Source organism: Candidatus Zixiibacteriota bacterium, assembly GCA_029860345.1.
Lineage (GTDB): Bacteria > Zixibacteria > MSB-5A5 > GN15 > FEB-12 > JAJRTA01.
Genome location: JAOUBJ010000008.1, coordinates 155,054 through 173,073 on the forward strand (window position 1 = coordinate 155,054; position 18,020 = coordinate 173,073).

The following is an 18,020-nucleotide window of genomic DNA, read 5'->3' on the forward strand; positions in this document are numbered from 1 at the left end:
TCATCGGCAGACCTATTTGCTGCCCAAATGTTTTGAGGTCATAAGATGCAAAGTGCTAACTGTTTCTTCACTCGTAATGGTTTGTCAATGCTCCTGCTCGTAAGTGTGGCCGTTGGCATCCTTGGCCTGGCTACTCCGGCCAACGCTCAGTTGTTTGGAGACGGCTCCAACGGGAGCTTCAACCCCGGCGCCGGGACCTACCATGTACCGTCTGACCGGAATTACGTCAACCTGACTATCAACGCCGGAGCGGTTTTTGAAACCCACGGCTACAACATCCGTGTTTCCGGGACTTTGATAAACAACGGGACTATTACCGACTCCTACTCGGGCGGCACAGGCGGCTCTGGTGGTCCTGGTGGCGCCGGTGGCACAGGTCACGGTCCGCACATTCCCCCTCAAACAGGCTCGCCCGGAGTCTCAGGTTCTTCCGGCACAGTCAGCGGGGCTGGTTTCGGAGGGGCCGGTGGTGGCGGTGGCGGCGGCGGCGGCGGCGCCTGGGATGGTCTTTATAATGAGTATGCCCGAGGCGGGCATGGCGGTACAGGGGGCAAGGGCGGCAGGGGCGGCGGAGTCGTGAGGATTTACGCCAAGACCCTCGACAATAACAACCTCATTAGCGCTAAAGGACTTAATGGTCTGCAGGGCTTGAACGGACAGGGTGGATTCTATCGATCCTGGTCTGTCTTATTCGTAAACTATGATTTGGCCGGCGGCGGCGGCGGCGGCGGTCGAGGCGGCAGGGGCGGCAACGGCGGCCGAATTGAACTCTATTACGGGACGCTTCTGACCAGTGGATCGGTCACTGCCGCCGGCGGCAACGGCGGATCCGGAGGTATCGGTGGCGGCGGAGTGAATACCAACTACAGTTCCCTTGGCAGTTCTTCTGAAGAAAGCGGAGCCAGCGGCTCAGGCGGTGCCGGTACCGGTGGCCGAGGGGAGATTAGTAGCGTCGGTAGTAATTCTGGCAGTGGTTCATCGACGAATTCATCGGGGCCCAATGGCACAGTAAGCTGGATCCCCACAACGGTCTGTTATGTCGACGCTGACGCTGATGGCTACGGCGATGCCAGCGATCCAGGCACGGATGTAATCGGCGGCTGTGGCGCCGGATTCTCAACAAACAACAACGACTGTGACGACTCAGACCCCAACACCCATCCCGGCGCCACAGAGATCTGCGACGGACAGGATAACGACTGTGACGGTAACGTACCGGCGAACGAGCAGGATCTCGACGGTGACGGTTGGTCATCTTGCGCGGGTGACTGCAACGACGGAAATGTCAATGTATTTCCGGGAGCAACTGAGATTCTCTGCAACGGCGTCGACGAAAACTGTAATGGATTAGCCGATGACGACATCAACGCCGATGGCGACCCGGTATCGTTCTGTAACGGGGACTGTGATGACAGTAATCCAAATCGCTATCCCGGCAATACAGAGATTCAGTGTAACGGCATAGATGAAAACTGCAATGGAAATGGCGACGATGATGCCGATGCCGACGGCGACGGTTGGTCGGTCTGCGCCGGTGACTGTAATGATCTTAACGCAGGAATACATCCTGGACACGCGGAAGTGCTGTGCAACGGTATCGACGACGACTGCAATCCGGGCACGCTCGATAATCCCGATGCCGACGGCGACGGAATCTCTATTTGCGCAGGCGACTGCGACGACAACGACCCCAACGTCTTCCCCGGCAATACAGAAATCCAGTGTAACGGGATAGACGACAACTGCAACGGAATGGGCGATGACGATCCCGACCTCGACGGTGACGGTTGGTCCGTTTGCTCCGGTGACTGTGACGACACCGATCCCGCCGTCAACCCCGGCCAATCCGAAGTATTGTGCGACGGCATCGACAATGACTGTGTAGCCGGCACTCTCGACGATCAGGATGCCGACGGCGACGGTGTATCTGTCTGCGCCGGTGATTGTGACGACAACGACCCTGCCAGATTCCCCGGAAATGTGGAGATTCTTTGTAACGGCATAGATGATGACTGTGATGCGGTCACACTCGACGACATTGACGCCGACTCTGACGGTGTCTCACTGTGTGCCGGTGATTGTGACGACAACGATCCGACTGTTTTCCCCGGCAATGTTGAACTACCGTGTAACGGAATAGATGACGACTGCGACCCCGGTACGTTCGATGACGCTGACAACGATCTGGATGGAGTCTCGTTCTGCGCCGGCGACTGTGATGACAACGACCCGAATATATTCCCCGGCAATGTTGAAACAACGTGTGACGGCGTGGACAACGACTGTGATCCAGGTACGCTCGATGATCCCGATCTCGACGGCGATGGAGTCACACTGTGTGCCGGTGACTGTGATGACACCGACGCGAGTATATTCCCCGGTAATGTTGAGACTACCTGTAACGGTATCGACGACGACTGCGATCCGGGAACGCTCGATGATCCCGATGTTGATGGCGATGGAGTCACACTGTGTGCCGGTGACAACTGCCCTAACGATCCGAATCCGGGCCAGGGGGACTTGGACTTCGACGGTATCGGCGATGTATGTGACCCGATATGTTGTTTCAGTCGTGGTGACATTGATCACAGCGGTCCACCTCTGGACATTGCCGACCTCGTCTACCTGGTAGACTATATGTTCAACGGTGGTCCCGCACCGCCGTGCATCGATGAAGCAGACTTTGGTCCGCCGGCCGGAATCGACATTGCTGATCTGGTGTATCTTGTGGACTTCATGTTTAACGGCGGCCCGGCACCACCGGGCTGTTGAGTGACCGGACTCAACTCCGTCATTCCGGGCTTTGACCCGGAATCCACCTTCGGCTTGCTGAGATTCTTGTACGGCGGGTCAGTCCTCGCCTGCCCGCCGTGGCGTGAACCCGCCAGATTGTCAGGACCACAAGGGTCCTGACCTACTGCTTATGTCACCCCGTGCGGCGTCGAGTGGTGATGAGAGACCCACCCGCCGCAAAGCCTCTGGGTGGGGTACCGAAGCAGATTCTCACCTCATGGTGAGCGGAGTCGAACCATGAACTTCTACCCCAAACAAAGTTTGAGGCGGCCACCCGAATCGAAGACAGGATTCTGGCCTTCGCCAGAATGACGCAGAAAGAGAAGATGGATTCCCGCCTTCGCGGGAATGACACCCATAAATGGGGCTCTTCGCGCTTCGCGCGTCGTCGGAACCTCGCTTCGCGGCCATAAATGGCTGTCATCCCCTTCGGGTCAGGGGTTCCGACCTACTTGATGCGCCTTGGGTAGGTGCGCACCCTTCGACTGCGCTCAGGGTGACAAGTATTGCATCAGTCCATGAACAAATACGGGCGCCAGTGGTCGGCGACCGAGATGTTGCGCTGGATGAAAGTAATAAGAGTAGGACGGCGTGGACGTTTCAGAAGTTTCATGCCGGCTTCTTCAGGAGAACGGTCACCCTTCGAATTATTGCACTTCGAACATGCACAGACCAGGTTCTCCCAGGTATCTCCCCCACCCTCCGTCTTGGGAATGACATGATCGACCGTCATGGGGCCTTTGGCATGGCCGCAATATTGACAGCGATGGCCGTCGCGCACGATGACATTCTTGCGCGTGAGCATGATCCGCTTGAAGGGGACTTTCCGATACCGCCACAAGCGCACAACCGAAGGACAATCGAACGCGTCGTCGACAGTGTGGATTTTTAGGCTGTCGGCGGTCTCGATCATCTCGGCCTTACCCTGGAACATGAGCACGATGGCCCGTCTGGCAGAACAGACCGTCAGCGGCTCATAGTTCTGGTTGAGCATCAAAACAGATCGATTGATAACGGAACCGTTTGCTCTCATATCTCAACTCACTCATGACTCCTCGGTCGCAACTATAAGACGGTATCGCCTTACCGTTCGTCCACCCGTGGCCCTGCTTGTTGTAAGTATCGACTCCCACGGCGGGAGCTACAGTCCGACGGGGTCATATCTGCGTAAGTTAAGAAAAGTGGCGCCTATATCAAAATGTTTTTTGGAACCACACCAGCAAATAAACCAATTGACAAAAGGGACCCATGCGCCTATCTTCAGGGAGCACGGGATAAAATATACGATAGTTCCGACCAGAAAGATGCTGCCCATAGCACCAACGCTAACGCTTTAGACAACGGTACTACAAAACGCTTTTGTACGGAGGAAAAATGTCAAAGCGTACCAACCTCACTTGGGCCCAATCCCCGATGGATCTGTCGCGTTCATGTATCTTAATAGTCCTGTGCATCCTGATGGTGTCATTCGTCGTCGGCGGCGCCCGGGCCAAGACAGTTGTCCGCATCAACAATCTCCCCTATGTCCAACCGGGCGACACTGTATCTATCGCGGTCAGCCTGGATAGCGTAACGGCAGGTCTGGACATGGCCGGATTCGACTTTATGATCAGTTGGGACAGGAGGGCTCTTCGGTTTATTGCCGCTCAACCCGGCCAGTTGCTTATTGACTGCGGCTGGGAGTATTTCAACTCCAGAGCGGACTCTTTGGACTGGGACGGATATCCGGCCACCATTCCGGTGGTCCGGGTCGTGAGTCTGGCCGATATGGCCAACGGGGACAATCACCCCACGTGCAACGCAACATCTCCGGGGGAGTTGGCAATACTAACCTTCGAAGCGAGCAACCACCCCAACAATCTTAGCCGCACATTCGGGCTTCATTTTGTGTGGGCCGATTGCGGCGACAACAGTATGGCCACAGTCGAAGGCAGCTTCTATATATCCGACGCAGTTTTCGAGAACGGCTCGGACTGGGCTATGGATACCTGGTTGCCCACCTTACGCGGCGCACCCGACGAATGCTCGGGCCCTGGTGCGGTTCGCGAGATCGACTTTTACAACGGTCTGATCACGATGGCCCCCTCGGATTATGTGGGCGGGTCCGCCGTGTCGATCATTGGTGAGCCCTACACCTGGTTGGGATGGCCGGCCTCCGCGCAAATCGTCATCCAGAACCACAGGGCGCCGTGGTCCTCCTCCGGATTCGATCTGCTCGTTCGATATGATGCCGATGGCTTGAGGCTCCACTCTGTTCAGCAGGGCAGCGATCTCTTAGCCTGGGCTTGGGAGTACTTCCAATACGCATCCGATTCAACAGAGGGGCTGGTCCGCTTGGTTGCCATTGGGGATATCAACAACGGAGACGTCCATCCGTCGAATCTGATTGACCAAGAGTGTGAACTGGCAACGCTCAACTTCATGGTAAGAAATGATCTGGCCAATATCGGACGGAAACTATCGCTAAGTTTTCAATGGATTGACTGCGGCGACAACACTTTTGCCAGTGCCCCCAGTGGTGACTCGCTCTATATCTCCGGCGATGTCTATGATGAATACGGCTTTCTGATAACTACTGATGACCCCTTCCCAACAACTCAGGGCGCGCCGAGCGAGTGCCTGACCGCCACGACCGTGCGTCGGTCGGTCGATTACTACCAGGGCTTCATCCAAGTCGCTAATTCGAATCCGTCGGATGATACTGATCGTGGTGATGTCAATCTCAACGCCGTGCCTTATGAGGTTGCTGATTGGGTTCTGTTCACGAATTACTTCTTCTACGGCCTGAGTGTTTTCAACGTCAATATTGAAGCCCAGATCGCCAGTACTGATGTCAATAACGACGGGCTCATACTGACGTTGGCCGATCTGATGTATTTTTATCGCATTGTAGTAGGTGATACTGAGCCGATCTGGAAAACCGGCGCCGTTGACGACACTGTTATAATCATCCAGGACACGATCGCCCACACGCTGTCTGTCACCTACCCTGACAGCCTGGCCATGCTGTACCTCACTTTCGACGGCACTATGGATTCACTACACTTCGAATCCGAGACGCATAGCGCCGGATACAATCACGATGGATATGCCACACGAGTGCTTGTCAGACCATCGCTAAACTACGGTGGCGGCGTTCCGGTACTACCGAGCGGCTTCCTAATGGACTACATTGGTGATGCCATGGCAGTCAGCGCGCATGCCGAGTATGACGGCGTTAATCCGATCCCTGCCATTGTTGTGATCGGCGACGGCGCACCCTGCTGCGTAATCCGTGGTAACATCAACCACGATCCGACCGGAGTGCTGGACATAGCAGATCTGGTCTACCTGGTGACATACATGTTCGACCTGGGACCGGCGCCGCCATGCCCCGGTGAGGCCGACGTGAATTCCGACGGCACTGGTGACATCGACATCGCAGACTTGATCTACCTGGTGGACTATATGTTCAACGGCGGCCCGCCGCCGGTGCCGTGTCCGTAGAAGTGAAATACAATGGCAGGATCCTGGCGATCCTGCCTTTTACTCCCAGCCAACCCCGGGGATTGTAAAAGCCATGCTATCATGGGCATACAAGCCTGTGTTGCGTCGATTCCGATAATTCGCCTCGCGCTTTCACCTTCGAGACAACCAAAGACCATTCAAGCGAGCTTGACAAAACAGCCGGATGCGTTCTCGCACAATACTTGGCGCGAACCTTTCTGTAGTAAAAGAGACTAATAGGTAGACAGTAGGTGTGGCGAAGACACTAACAAAAGTAACAGAAGAGGTTTGGCATGAAACGCATCACTCAAATGCAGGCGATGGTGGTAGTCATGGTGACGGTCCTGGCTTTGGTGGCTATGGCCGACGTGCCGCAGATGATGAACTACCAAGGGAGACTGACCGATCAGTCCGGTGAGCCCCGTGACACTGTCGTGTCGGTTTCATTTGCGGTTTACCGCGATGCCACTGGCGGTGAGGCAGTATGGAGTGAAACTCACCCCGATGTAATCGTAGTAGCCGGTCGGTTAAATGTTCGTTTGGGCTCTGTTGATCCGATCAGCGATGCCGTATTTGACGGAAGCGAGCGCTGGCTAGGGATCACGATCGGTGACGACGCGGAGACTTCACCTCGGACTCGTCTTACCTCGGCCGGCTACTCGCACCGAGTGAGTACGGTCGACGGAGCAACGGCGGGGAATCTTGTCGGAGATCTAAACGTCTCAGGCGCTATAACCAGTGGACAGCCGCCGGACCCGGGGATGGAAGCGGCATCCAATCAGATCTTTATCAACGGATCGGACGGTGTCATAATCTCCAGAGAGGGGCAGGTTTACCTGGGGAGAGGTCAGCCGTCCGACAGCCCCGATTACCCCGACTTTTCCGATATCCAGGTCGGTGTCGGCACTCGAACGCCACAGCATACTCTGGACGTAGCCGGCGACATTCATGCCAGTGGAACCCTGGCGATCGGCAACTCGATTTACCACGACGGCGTACTGAACCAGGTGCGAACCTCAGGCCCCACCTTGTCGCTGGGACGTGAGCCGAGTTACGGCACCTTTGATGATATCAAGGTCGGCATTGGAACCGCGACGCCTGGTTCCAAACTTGATGTAGCCGGAACTGCTCGCATGACCGGCTTCCAACTGACCACTGGCGGGACCAATGGATTTGTGCTTACTTCAGACGGCAGCGGCGTCGGCACTTGGCAGCCCACACCCGACTTTACGCCCCCGCCCAGTGACGGCGACTGGGAGCTCGGTCATCCTAATCCCGATGTGCTGTTCACAATGGGAGATTGGGGCGTTGCGCGGCAGGGTGCGACATTGCACGGAGTGGCTGCAAACACGCACATCAACTTGGGTGGCTCCAGCGTCACCGGCACAGCCGGCAACGATCATCCCTTTGCCACGGTTAGCGGCGGTTTCGAGCACATAGCCGGCGGCCCATACAGTAGCATTGGGGGCGGATATCGGAATAGAGCTTGGGAGGAATACGCAGTCGTGGCCGGAGGATATCGCAACCGGGCCAAGGGCAGATTCTCGTCCGTTCTCGGAGGCGACGACAACATTGCTGAACACGAGATGACGGTGATCGGCGGCGGTGCTCACAATCGCGCCGTGGGCTCGTACTCGGTCGTAACCGGTGGCTATCACTGTCACGCGTATGATGACATGGACGTAGTGGGTGGCGGCCGGTACAATATCGCCGGGATGGACGACGGCGTCAATCAGGAGGCCCACTATGCCACCGTAGCCGGGGGCGGCCAGAACAATGCATGGAAGAAAGGTACGTTTATCGGCGGTGGTTACAATAATCATGCCGACGGCCAGTTCGCCAGTATCGTCGGCGGCACCTACAACCGGGTATACGCCGTCTTAGGCTCTATCGGCGGCGGCGGCAGCACTGTGTCAGGTGACGCGAGCACAGCCAACCTTGTTTATGACCGTTGGGGTACTATCGGCGGCGGCGGCGACAACCTGGCCGGCAACGATGACGGCGATATGCTCAGCGCCGAATTCGCCACCGTGGGCGGCGGTCAGGGCAACGAAGCCACAGGAAGTCATACTACAGTTGGTGGTGGTTATCTCAATACGGCGACGGATTCCTGGTCTACCATCGGCGGCGGATACCAGAACTCCGTGGATGGACGGCAGGCAACAATCTCGGGAGGTAGAGGAAATGTAATACGGGCAGAAGGCACGTCCTACAGTTTTTCATCAGTCATTGGGGGAGGTTGGTTCAATGATCTCCATGGCAAGTATTCAACGATCGGAGGCGGTAGACAACATGTGATAAAGGGCTTTTACAGTACCATTGCGGGTGGTGGTGCCTGCTCTACTTTAGCGAGTGGTGCGACCATCTCGGGCGGTGGCTGGGATTTCACCCTGGTCGCTGGGGACGGGAACCCTTTACCTGAGGCGTATGAGACCGGTCATGTTGTCTATGATCATTATGGTACCATCGGCGGCGGCATGACCAACAGGGTTGGTACCGTTGGATCAGATGTCGAAGATGCACAGTGGGCTACCATTAGCGGCGGTGCGAACAATACTGCCAGCGCGGCTCATGCCACAATCGGCGGCGGCCATGACAACTATGCCTCCGGCGAGTTCAGCACCATCGGCGGGGGCAAATCCTGCGCTGCAAAGGACTATTACGCCGTTGTCGGCGGCGGAAACGGGAACATCGCCTCGGCTGGACATGCCACCGTTGGCGGAGGCTTTGACAACAAGGCAACGGCCAACTTATCCACGGTGGGTGGCGGACGAAGCAATCTGGCCAGCGGCCCCCAATCGACGGTTGGCGGCGGGTATGGCGACACGGCCACAGGAGACTTCTCCACCATCGCAGGTGGTTACTGGAACAAGGCGTACGGCAGCATAAGCACGGTAGGCGGCGGCGCCTGGGATACTGCGTCCGGGGATTTTTCAACGGTGCCCGGAGGATGGGGCAACATAGCTGAGGGCGACTATTCGCTGGCGGCCGGTCGGAGAGCGCGCGCCGAACACCTGGGGACATTCGTCTGGGGTGATGCTACCGATGCGGTGTTCAATTCTACCGATGTCAATCAGTTTCTCATCCGCGCCGATGGTGGCGTCGGTATTAACGTGGACGATCCATCAGAGGATCTCGATGTGTTAGGAACCGCTAAGTTGAGAAACATGCCGGCTGACCCTGGGGGCACGTACTCTGTCATGGTCGACGCTACCGGAGTATTGTACAAGGGTGCATCAAGCAAAAGGTATAAGGAAGACATCAAACCGCTAAAGACTGACTCGCGCCAGACTCTCCTGTTGGAGCCGGTCAGATTCCGGTGGAAAGATTCTGGTAACGAAGACGTTGGGTTGATCGCTGAGGATGTGGCTAACGTGATTCCGGAACTGGCTGTATACGATAGCAACGGCAGACCTGACGGTGTTCGGTACGACAAAGTAGCCCTCTATCTTCTGGGTACGGTGAAGGATCAAAGCCGCTTAATTGAGGAACAGAAGACTGAACTGAGCCTGTTGCGACAGCAAAACAGTTCCGAGATTCAAACCTTGAAAGAGGAAATGGCCCAGCTGCAGGAGCTCTTTGAAACTGTCCTGGCTCAACAGAACGATACCAAGGTCAACGGTACAAGTCTCGCGGCCAAGAATTGACATCGACGGAGTGGATATGTTATGAAACGCTCACAATATACAATGGTTACGGCGATGCTGATGACGACGCTGCTGGTCGGTTCCGCGTTCGGCGATGGCCGCAAGATCGACGCACCGGCGAAAACCAGCCAAACAGTCGATCAGCAGCTAAGTCTCCAACTGCGGAGTGCCGTGACCACGACCAGTTCCGGTCAGCAGATCACCTGGCAAATGGTCTCTAATGGCGGGACCGACGGTTCCTCGCCCAATCACGTACTGGTCGGCACGGTCAGCCAGACTGCTACCGGCTACGGCGAATCCGAGAGTTTCGGCCTCAGCCATGGTTTTTGGCAGGAATCAGGCGGCGGTGGCACATGCTGCCTGCCAACCATCCGGGGCAACGTCGATTACGACATCAGCGACAATACTGATATTTCCGATCTGGTCTACATGGTCGACTACATGTTTACCGGCGGACCGGCACCCCCTTGTTTCGAGGAAGCCGATATGGACGCCAGTATGACCATCGACATCTCTGATTTGGTTTATCTGGTCGACTATATGTTTACCGGTGGACCGGCGCCGTTGGCGTGTCCGTAAACATTCAGTAGGTCAGGACCCTTGCGGTCCTGACGTTTGGGTCAGGTCCATAAAGGACCTGACCTACAAGAGACTCGCTACTGAGGATGTCACAATCGCAGCAAACCAAAGAAGCCACCCTCGCGCGGGTGGTTTTTTATTGCTTATCGAATCTGCTGATGGTGGTGGTGGGCGACCCCGCTCGACACAGGCAAGGCGACAAATCGCTTTTTGGCGCCGCCCCCCTGTATCAGGGTTTGCAAGGCAATCCTTGGCTACTGTTTCGATGCTGTCAGGCGAGTCGCCTTACAGCACCCGCCCCACCCCCAAAGAGGCTTTGAGGGTGCCACCCGGCCTCGCCCCTGGACTCCGCTCGGGGTGACATCTGAAAGACTAGTCGTCGTCTGCGTCGTCTTTGCCTATCGAGTATTTCTTGATTTTATCAAACAACGTCGTGTAGTCGATCTTGAGAATCTTGGACGCCTTGCGCTTGTTGTTGCGCACCTCTTTCAAGACGCGCAGGATGGCAGCCTTCTCGGCGCGCGCCTGGGCATGAGCACCTATCTCCTTGAGCCCGGCTCCCTCCCGCAGTCTGATCTCATCGGTTGAACGAATACGGATAGCCAGATGCTCCGGCGTGACTTTCTTGCCTTCGGCCAGTATAACGGCACGTTCGACGGTGTTCTCAAGCTCACGCACGTTGCCCGGCCAGTGATATTTCTCAAGCAGACCAATAGCATCACGCGAGAAGCTCTTGGGCTTTCCCTTCTTGTTGCACGTGTGCCGAGCCAAGAAATACTCAGCCAACTCCTTGACATCTTCGGGCCGTTCACGAAGGGGTGGAATCAGGATCGGAAACACCGACAGCCGATAGTACAAATCCTCGCGGAACTTCTTGATCTTGATCTGCTCGGAGAGATCCATGTTGGTGGCTGCGATGACCCGGACATCCACGTCGATGGACTTGGTGCCGCCGAGACGTTCGAAGTTCTTTTGCTGCAGGACGCGCAGGAGTTTTGCTTGTAACGATATATCCATGTCGCCGATTTCATCCAGGAATATTGTCCCGGTATCGGCGATTTCGAACTTACCCATCTTTCGGGCGTGCGCACCGGTGAATGCACCTTTCTCCGAACCAAACAGTTCGTTTTCCAGAAGTTCGTGCGGGATGGCCGCGCAGTTGAGCGTGACAAAGGGACGATCCTTGCGCGGTGAAAGCAGATGGATCGATTTCGCAAACAGTTCCTTACCGGTTCCGGTTTCACCGTTCAATAGTACGGCAGCATCGGCTCCGGCCACTTTCTGGATCAGTTTGCAAATCTCGACCATCTTCGGATTCTTGCCTATGATATCCTGGAACCCCTCCTGCGCGAACAGTTCTTCTCTCAGCAGGCTGTTCTCGGCCAGCAAGCGTCGGTTTTCCATTGCCCGGTTGATCAGCACACAAAGATGCTCGGTGTCGAAAGGTTTGGTGATAAAATCGAAGGCGCCCTTTTTCATGGCGGCCACGGCATCTTCAATAGTGCCGTAGGCGGTCATCACAATAACCGATGTGTCGTGGTCGGTTTTCTTGACCCCATCGAGCACCGTCAGGCCGTCCACATCGGGCATCTTCAGATCGGTGACGACAACATCGTAGGACTTGTTTTGGATCAGATCGAGAGCTTTCTGCCCGTTGCCGGCCGAGTCGACGCGATGTCCTTCTTCGGCCAACGTCTCTCGAAGCATGTTGCGCATGGAATCTTTGTCATCAACAACAAGAATACTGGACACGTTTATTCACCTCAAAGCATGGTCCGGCTTCTTTGCAGCGGCCAAAGAAGCGCCTACTATTGAGCTTTATCGGATAAACGTGGGCTGCTTATGAGCCAACCGTTGCGCAATAATAGAACAGAAGACAGGTCAGGCGACAAGTCGCTTCCTGGTGCCGCCCCCCTGTATCAGGTTTTGCAAAGTGGACACCGGTTACTGTTTCAAGGCTGTCAGGCGAGTCGCCTTACCGCACTTTATACGGGGGTTAGATAGACCAAGCTCTCAATCACTTCAGGCTTTTCGCAGCTCGGATGCCAACCGGGGAATGAGTGTAGCCGCCGACATTCACCTGCATCTGGTACACACCGGTGTAGCCGGACTTTGTTGGTATCCACATAAGCTGGTGGCGCCCGGGAGCCATCAGCGAATCAACCATTGATTGCACGATAAACCGCCCACGGCGGTTCAATATGCTGATCGAGACCAAAGCCGAATCGTCATCCAACTCAAGCCACAGTTTGTCTGAGATAGAATCCACGTAATCGATTCGACTGTTCAACTCCCAGCGGTGATAGAGCACCTCCAATTCCCCATCGGAACGGTCGCCACAATCATCGACCACATAACGGTAATGTCCGGGCTCAACCAGACGGCCGTAATCGTCTCTTTTGTTCCAGTAGAAATTGTAGTAGCCTGAGGACATTAACCGGTCCACCAGGGAGCGGACAATATGATTGAGACTATCAAGGACATTGATCCTAACCCGGCAGTTGCCACCTCGTTCAAGCGGCAGCCAGATACGCACCCGTTGGGCGTCGACCGTGTCGGCGGGCGGGTAAGACAGCTCGGCCATGGTCTGCACCACCAGGCTGTCCTCGGCAACAGCGTCAGACGAATTGAAAGCAAGGGCGAGTATGGCCACAATTGTCGTCCACCGACACAATGATTTCAGAAAATACATAGGCCAATATTATACAATGCAGCGACGGCGGCCAGTTCAAAAAACGACTGATTGCTGAGATAACCGGTGTCCTCCTATGCAGCCTGTTTAGGGCGGCGTCCCTGCGCCGAAGGTCCGCCGCAGGAGGGATGCCGCCGATACTGGCAGGATTACAGTCCGCCGCGGCGGACTGCCCCACTCCAGGGAATAGCGGCGGATCACGCCGAGTCGCTAATCCGACTCGGCAGAACCCACCGAACAACAAACGGAGACTCTCTGGTCAAACCCACCTATATCGGTTTCGAACTGTGGCGGAATAGCCGACCAATGTCCTGCCCAACTACGTACAGACACGGCACCAGTACCAAGGTCAAGGGGGTAGCCAGCAGTAATCCCCAGCCCAGCGCCAGCGCCATTGGCGCCATGAACACCGCTGTACCACCTATTCCATAAGCCAGTGGCAAGAGTGCCGAAACCGTGGTCAGGGTGGTGAGGATTATGGCCCGCAGTCGGTCCGAGGTGCCTTCGGCGACAACCTTCAGAATGGATTCTTCCGGTTTCCTTTTTCTCAGCTCATTGATGTGGTTAACCAATACCAATGAGTCGTTGACCACTACCCCCGACAAACCCACAATGCCCATAATGGCCATGAAGCTGAACGGCTCACCGTGGAACCCGAACGCCGCTACGACCCCGATGATCCCGAAGGGAATGGCAATCATAACCAGAATAGGTTGCGTGAAAGAGTTGAAGAGAATGACCAGCAGGAAATAGACGGCGATGATAGCTATAATAAACGTGCGGAAGAGTCCGGCCATCGATTCCTCGGTTTCAAACGCTTCGCCACCGAGCGTCAATTGCATCCCGGGCCAATCCCGGTCGATGTCGAAATGAGCCAGTAGGGCGTCGGTAACTTCCAGTGAAGTTGTGGACCTGGTGTCGATATCCGCTTCAATGGTCACTGCTCTTTCACCATCAAAGTGTCTATAGTTCGACGGTCCGGGACCGGCTTTGAGTCGGGCCACATCTTTGAGAGGTATGAGCCGGCCGCGTTGATTGGGGATAGGCAGTTCATTGAGATAGTCCAGTTTGGTGCGCGCCTTCTCGTGCATCATGATGCGGAAGTCGGTATCTTCGTCCCCGTAGCGCACGGCGGTAACAACTTCACCGTCGTAAGCAATCCGAACATTGCGGGCTACATCGGCCACCGTCAAACCCAGGCGAGATAGTCGATCATAGTTGATATCAATCTCAACCTGGTCTTTGCCGGGGCGGTCGTCGCGACCGATATCCTTCACTCCGTCGACCGAAGCAAGCCAGGTCTCGACAGAGTCGGTGAGTTTCCGACGAAGGTCGTCATCGGAACCGATGACTCGCACGTTGATCGGTTTACCTACCGGCGGCCCACCGGATTCGACGAAGACTGTGATCTTCTCAACATCTTCAATCTGCTTAACCTGTTCACGCAGTTCCTCGACAATTACATCGGCCGTTCTGGTGCGCTCCGAATATGGTGTCAGGAGCACTTTCATGGCGGCGTAGTTTTCCGTTTCGGCCATGACAAACATCTCGGTATAGTTGGTGCCGATGCGGGTGTTGTACGAAGCCAGTTCGTCAGGCGGCAGCGCACTCAGAAGTTTTTCTATCTCCTTTGCTTTGTCCGAAGTTGCCGGCAACGAAGTCCCGGTCGGTAACTCCAGAAACATGATAAACGAATCGGCCGTGTCCGCGGGAAACAGTACGAACTTGATATATGTCTGACCGTACCACAGTGACACCGCCAGCACGGCGACAAACAGAGGAATGAGCAGGTAGCGAACTCTGAGCAAACCGTGAACGACGCGTCGATACCGATCTCGCAGAGCATCGAACCATCGATGATCGGTCGCCTTGGCCGACTGACGACGCAGGCCCGGAACCAGGTGCGCCGGCAGAGCCACCATTGCCTCGCCCAGGGAAATGAACAAGGCCAGGCTGATAGCAAGCGGGATCGGCACGATATACTTTCCAAATATACCGGGCATGAAGAACATCGGCGCAAACACCAAAAACGTGGTGAGAATAGTCGTGACTACCGGCTGGAAAACTCCCTGTATTCCGTTTACTGCGGCGTCAAGAGGGGTGTCTCCCAGTTCACGTCGTCGGGCTATGTTCTCAGCTATTATGATCGCGTCGTCGACGATTATCCCAATCACTAAGATCATGCCGGAAAGTGTAATCGTGTCCAGGTACATACCGAACAGCGGCAACAGAAACATCGTCCCCAGCAAGGCCACCGGAATCCCCAGAGCTACCCACAAAGCAGTGCGGAAATTGAGGAAGATGGTCAGCATGATCAACACCAGTAATAAGCCAATCCATCCGTTGGAAAGCACCACATCAAAACTGTCACGCACATAACGAGAGGAGTCGTTGATGTGGAGAATCTCGATATCTTCCGGCAGGTTTTCGCGTTCCCGGGACACCAGATCTTTGATAGCATCGCAGGTGCGAATGGCGTCCGCTTTTTCGCCTATGAACACCATGAACGAAATCGCCGGAACACCGTTCAGCCGGGACAGAACTCGCTCGTCCTCAAAGTCGTTGCTTATCCTGGCCAAATCGCTGACCTTTACGGTCGGACCTTCGAAAGTTGAACGCACGATAACATCGCCGACGTCCAAGGGGTCTCTGAACTGGGCCAGCGTGACCAGATTCTTCTCACTGGTGTAGGATTCAAAACTACCGGTAGTTCCTCGGATGTTTCGTCCCCGGATGGCACTGATGATTTCGCGCAGAGGAATCTGGTACTCACGGGCCGCTTCCGGAGATACCTCGATCTTGATTTCGCGTGATCGGTAGCCGAAAGGGTCCAGGCGAGCAACTCCGGGAATGTTCTTAAGCTTCTTTTCAAGCAGGCGCGCCTGTTCCCGCAACTCCGGGTAGGGAACATCTCCGGACAGCCCGACTTCGATAACATCGTTGAGAGCCGAGCTGAGTTCCGTGACCAGGGGGGATTCGGTTACTTCCGGCGGCAGATCAGTCACCCGGTTGACAGCCTCGCGGATTTCGTTCTTGACCTTGTCCTGATCACTGGCATCGATGTCGATGGTGACCATTATAGCCGAGACGTTTTCCATCGAAACCGAGGTGATGTTCTCAATACCGATAATGCTCTTGAGCTCTTCTTCGACTTTGTTGGTGACATTGAGTTCAACATCTTCGGGTGAGGCACCTGGGTAGCGCGTCATAATAGACATCATGCCGAAGTCGACCAGCGGATAAATGTCGCGCTTGATGCCCATCAGAGTGTTGAGACCCAGCATCACGGTCATCAGCGTAATCAGAGTAGCCAGTTTACTTCGAGCTGCGAAAAACCGGAAGATCGCTTGCATCAGGAATCTCCCGCATCATGACCGTGCAACTGATCGGTAAGAGCCCGATACTGCAAGAGCAGTTTGTGGTAGGTCAGCGCATTGGCGGCAAAGATCAATTGAGCGGCCTGCTCCGAGTCACGACTCTGTATCACGAAAGTCAACTGGCCACGCCCCTGATCGTAGAGCTTCTGCTCCTGATCGGTCTTAGTGCGGGCCGATAGTATCTGCTCTTGATTGAGCTTGAGCACCCTCGTGAGTTCTTTGATGCGTGTATGCACATTAGCCGTGGCCGAAGTCAGATCGAGGGTCAGTTCTTCATAACGTTTCTGAAGCCTGAGACTCAGAAGGTCGTTGCGGGCGATTTCCGATTTTGCCGTCCTGTTGCCCAATGGGAAACCCAGCCTAAGTCCGAGGCGTGCTTCCGGCTTGTCCATGGCCAGGGACTGACCGAGGTTCTCATCAGCCCTCTTCAAGCCAAGCTGGGCCACCAACGACAGGTCCGCCTTCTCCCGATTGACCAGTCCTGAGCGCAGGGCGACCAGTTGATCGAGTTTGAGGCCGACCGATTTTAGAAGCCGCGAGTCGTTTGTCAATTGTCCGCGTGCATCCTCCAATGTCGGCAGTTGGACGATTTGGTAGAGATCATAGCGAGGCGATCCTTCATTGTAACTGTCGTTCTGGACCAGCACGGCCAATTCGGCTTGCACCGCCCGGGTTTCAGATTCGATCAGGAAGAGGTTTTGCCTGGCGATCCGTACAGCATCCTCAGCACGAATAACATCGACTTCATCGATCAAGTTCGCCTCACGCCTCTTTTGCGTATTGGCCAGTTGTTCCTGACTCAGGCTCAAGCGTTCGGCTACGATCCGATGCTGTTCGTTCAGATAGACCCAATCGAGAAACCGCGAGGCGGCTGCGGCCAGGAAGTCCTCTTCGTTTTCTGTGGCCATCACTTCGGCCAGATCGATGTCGAACTGTTTCAGGTCAAATTGCAGGCGATCCAACAGGCCGGCTTTGTTGCGTTTCAGAGGATGCTCGTAGGCTACAAACAGTTTCTGTTCGTAAAACGAGTCACCCACACCGAGAAAGGGATCAAGCTTCATGTCGGCATAGCCGGATGAAAACGATGCCGAAAGCCGACCACCGGTGCTCCAAAACAACCGGTCGAGACCACCCGTTAGGGTCACAGCGTCGGTTCTCTCCGGGCCGGAGATGGCTAAAGCCGGCTCCTCGTGCGACAAAAACAGTGACGATTGAACATTCCAGTCCTCTCGCCCCAGCAGGCTCTTTTGTTCTTCCGCTTCGATCTGAGCGGTAAGTTTCTCTCGGTCGAACAAAGGATGTGACTGCTTGAGATGGTCGAGAAACTGTTCCTGTGTGATGGGCTCAGCCTGAGCGCCGACCGCCAGGGTGGCAACGACCATCGACAACCATCCAACAACTCGTGAGTATCGCACTTTGGCATTCTCCTGGTTATGGTTTAGGTTT

The 18,020-nt window shown here is 55.5% G+C and carries 9 protein-coding genes; 4 read left to right on the forward strand and 5 right to left on the reverse strand.

Annotated features, from left to right (window positions below):
• Positions 1 to 45 precede the first annotated feature (45 nt).
• Positions 46 to 2,772: a MopE-related protein gene (locus OEV49_10015; GenBank protein ID MDH3891407.1), complete on the forward strand. Its 2,727-nt coding sequence runs from the start codon at positions 46 to 48 to the stop codon at positions 2,770 to 2,772.
• Between the two features lie 532 nt (positions 2,773 to 3,304).
• Here OEV49_10015 and OEV49_10020 read toward each other — a convergent pair.
• Positions 3,305 to 3,826, reverse strand: coding sequence for an HNH endonuclease (locus OEV49_10020; GenBank protein ID MDH3891408.1), 522 nt, complete (start codon positions 3,824 to 3,826; stop codon positions 3,305 to 3,307).
• Positions 3,827 to 4,167: 341 nt separating this feature from the next.
• Here OEV49_10020 and OEV49_10025 point away from each other — a divergent pair, with 341 nt between their 5' ends.
• The 3 genes from OEV49_10025 (at position 4,168) to OEV49_10035 (ending at position 10,505) form a co-directional block, all read left to right on the forward strand.
• Complete coding sequence (locus OEV49_10025; protein ID MDH3891409.1) at positions 4,168 to 6,279, forward strand: hypothetical protein; 2,112 nt, start codon at positions 4,168 to 4,170, stop codon at positions 6,277 to 6,279.
• A 293-nt stretch (positions 6,280 to 6,572) separates the two neighbouring features.
• Entirely contained in the window at positions 6,573 to 9,926 is a 3,354-nt protein-coding gene (locus OEV49_10030) for a tail fiber domain-containing protein (protein ID MDH3891410.1), read from the forward strand.
• Positions 9,927 to 9,947: 21 nt separating this feature from the next.
• Positions 9,948 to 10,505 carry a hypothetical protein gene (locus tag OEV49_10035; GenBank protein MDH3891411.1) on the forward strand — a complete coding sequence of 186 codons (558 nt, stop codon included), beginning with the start codon at positions 9,948 to 9,950 and terminating at the stop codon, positions 10,503 to 10,505.
• A 372-nt stretch (positions 10,506 to 10,877) separates the two neighbouring features.
• On the opposite strand, the gene OEV49_10040 is transcribed toward OEV49_10035, so the two are convergent.
• From OEV49_10040 to OEV49_10055, 4 genes are all read right to left on the reverse strand, one after another.
• Entirely contained in the window at positions 10,878 to 12,257 is a 1,380-nt protein-coding gene (locus tag OEV49_10040; protein ID MDH3891412.1) for a sigma-54 dependent transcriptional regulator, read from the reverse strand.
• Between the two features lie 265 nt (positions 12,258 to 12,522).
• Positions 12,523 to 13,158: a hypothetical protein gene (locus tag OEV49_10045; GenBank protein MDH3891413.1), complete on the reverse strand. Its 636-nt coding sequence runs from the start codon at positions 13,156 to 13,158 to the stop codon at positions 12,523 to 12,525.
• Positions 13,159 to 13,466: 308 nt separating this feature from the next.
• Positions 13,467 to 16,550 (reverse strand): efflux RND transporter permease subunit, encoded by a 3,084-nt coding sequence (locus tag OEV49_10050; GenBank protein ID MDH3891414.1) that lies wholly within the window; start codon positions 16,548 to 16,550, stop codon positions 13,467 to 13,469.
• Positions 16,550 to 17,989, reverse strand: coding sequence for a TolC family protein (locus tag OEV49_10055; GenBank protein ID MDH3891415.1), 1,440 nt, complete (start codon positions 17,987 to 17,989; stop codon positions 16,550 to 16,552). The genes OEV49_10050 and OEV49_10055 overlap by 1 nt, the downstream gene beginning before the upstream one ends.
• Between the last annotated feature and the right edge of the window lie 31 nt (positions 17,990 to 18,020).

Bases quoted from the DNA above. Each gene is read 5' to 3' on its own strand.
- OEV49_10015 (MDH3891407.1), top strand. From the start codon at position 46: ATGCAAAGTGCTAACTGTTTCTTCACTCGTAATGGTTTGTCAATGCTC.
- OEV49_10020 (MDH3891408.1), bottom strand. From the start codon at position 3,826: ATGAGAGCAAACGGTTCCGTTATCAATCGATCTGTTTTGATGCTCAAC.
- OEV49_10025 (MDH3891409.1), top strand. From the start codon at position 4,168: ATGTCAAAGCGTACCAACCTCACTTGGGCCCAATCCCCGATGGATCTG.
- OEV49_10030 (MDH3891410.1), top strand. From the start codon at position 6,573: ATGAAACGCATCACTCAAATGCAGGCGATGGTGGTAGTCATGGTGACG.
- OEV49_10035 (MDH3891411.1), top strand. From the start codon at position 9,948: ATGAAACGCTCACAATATACAATGGTTACGGCGATGCTGATGACGACG.
- OEV49_10050 (MDH3891414.1), bottom strand. From the start codon at position 16,550: ATGCAAGCGATCTTCCGGTTTTTCGCAGCTCGAAGTAAACTGGCTACT.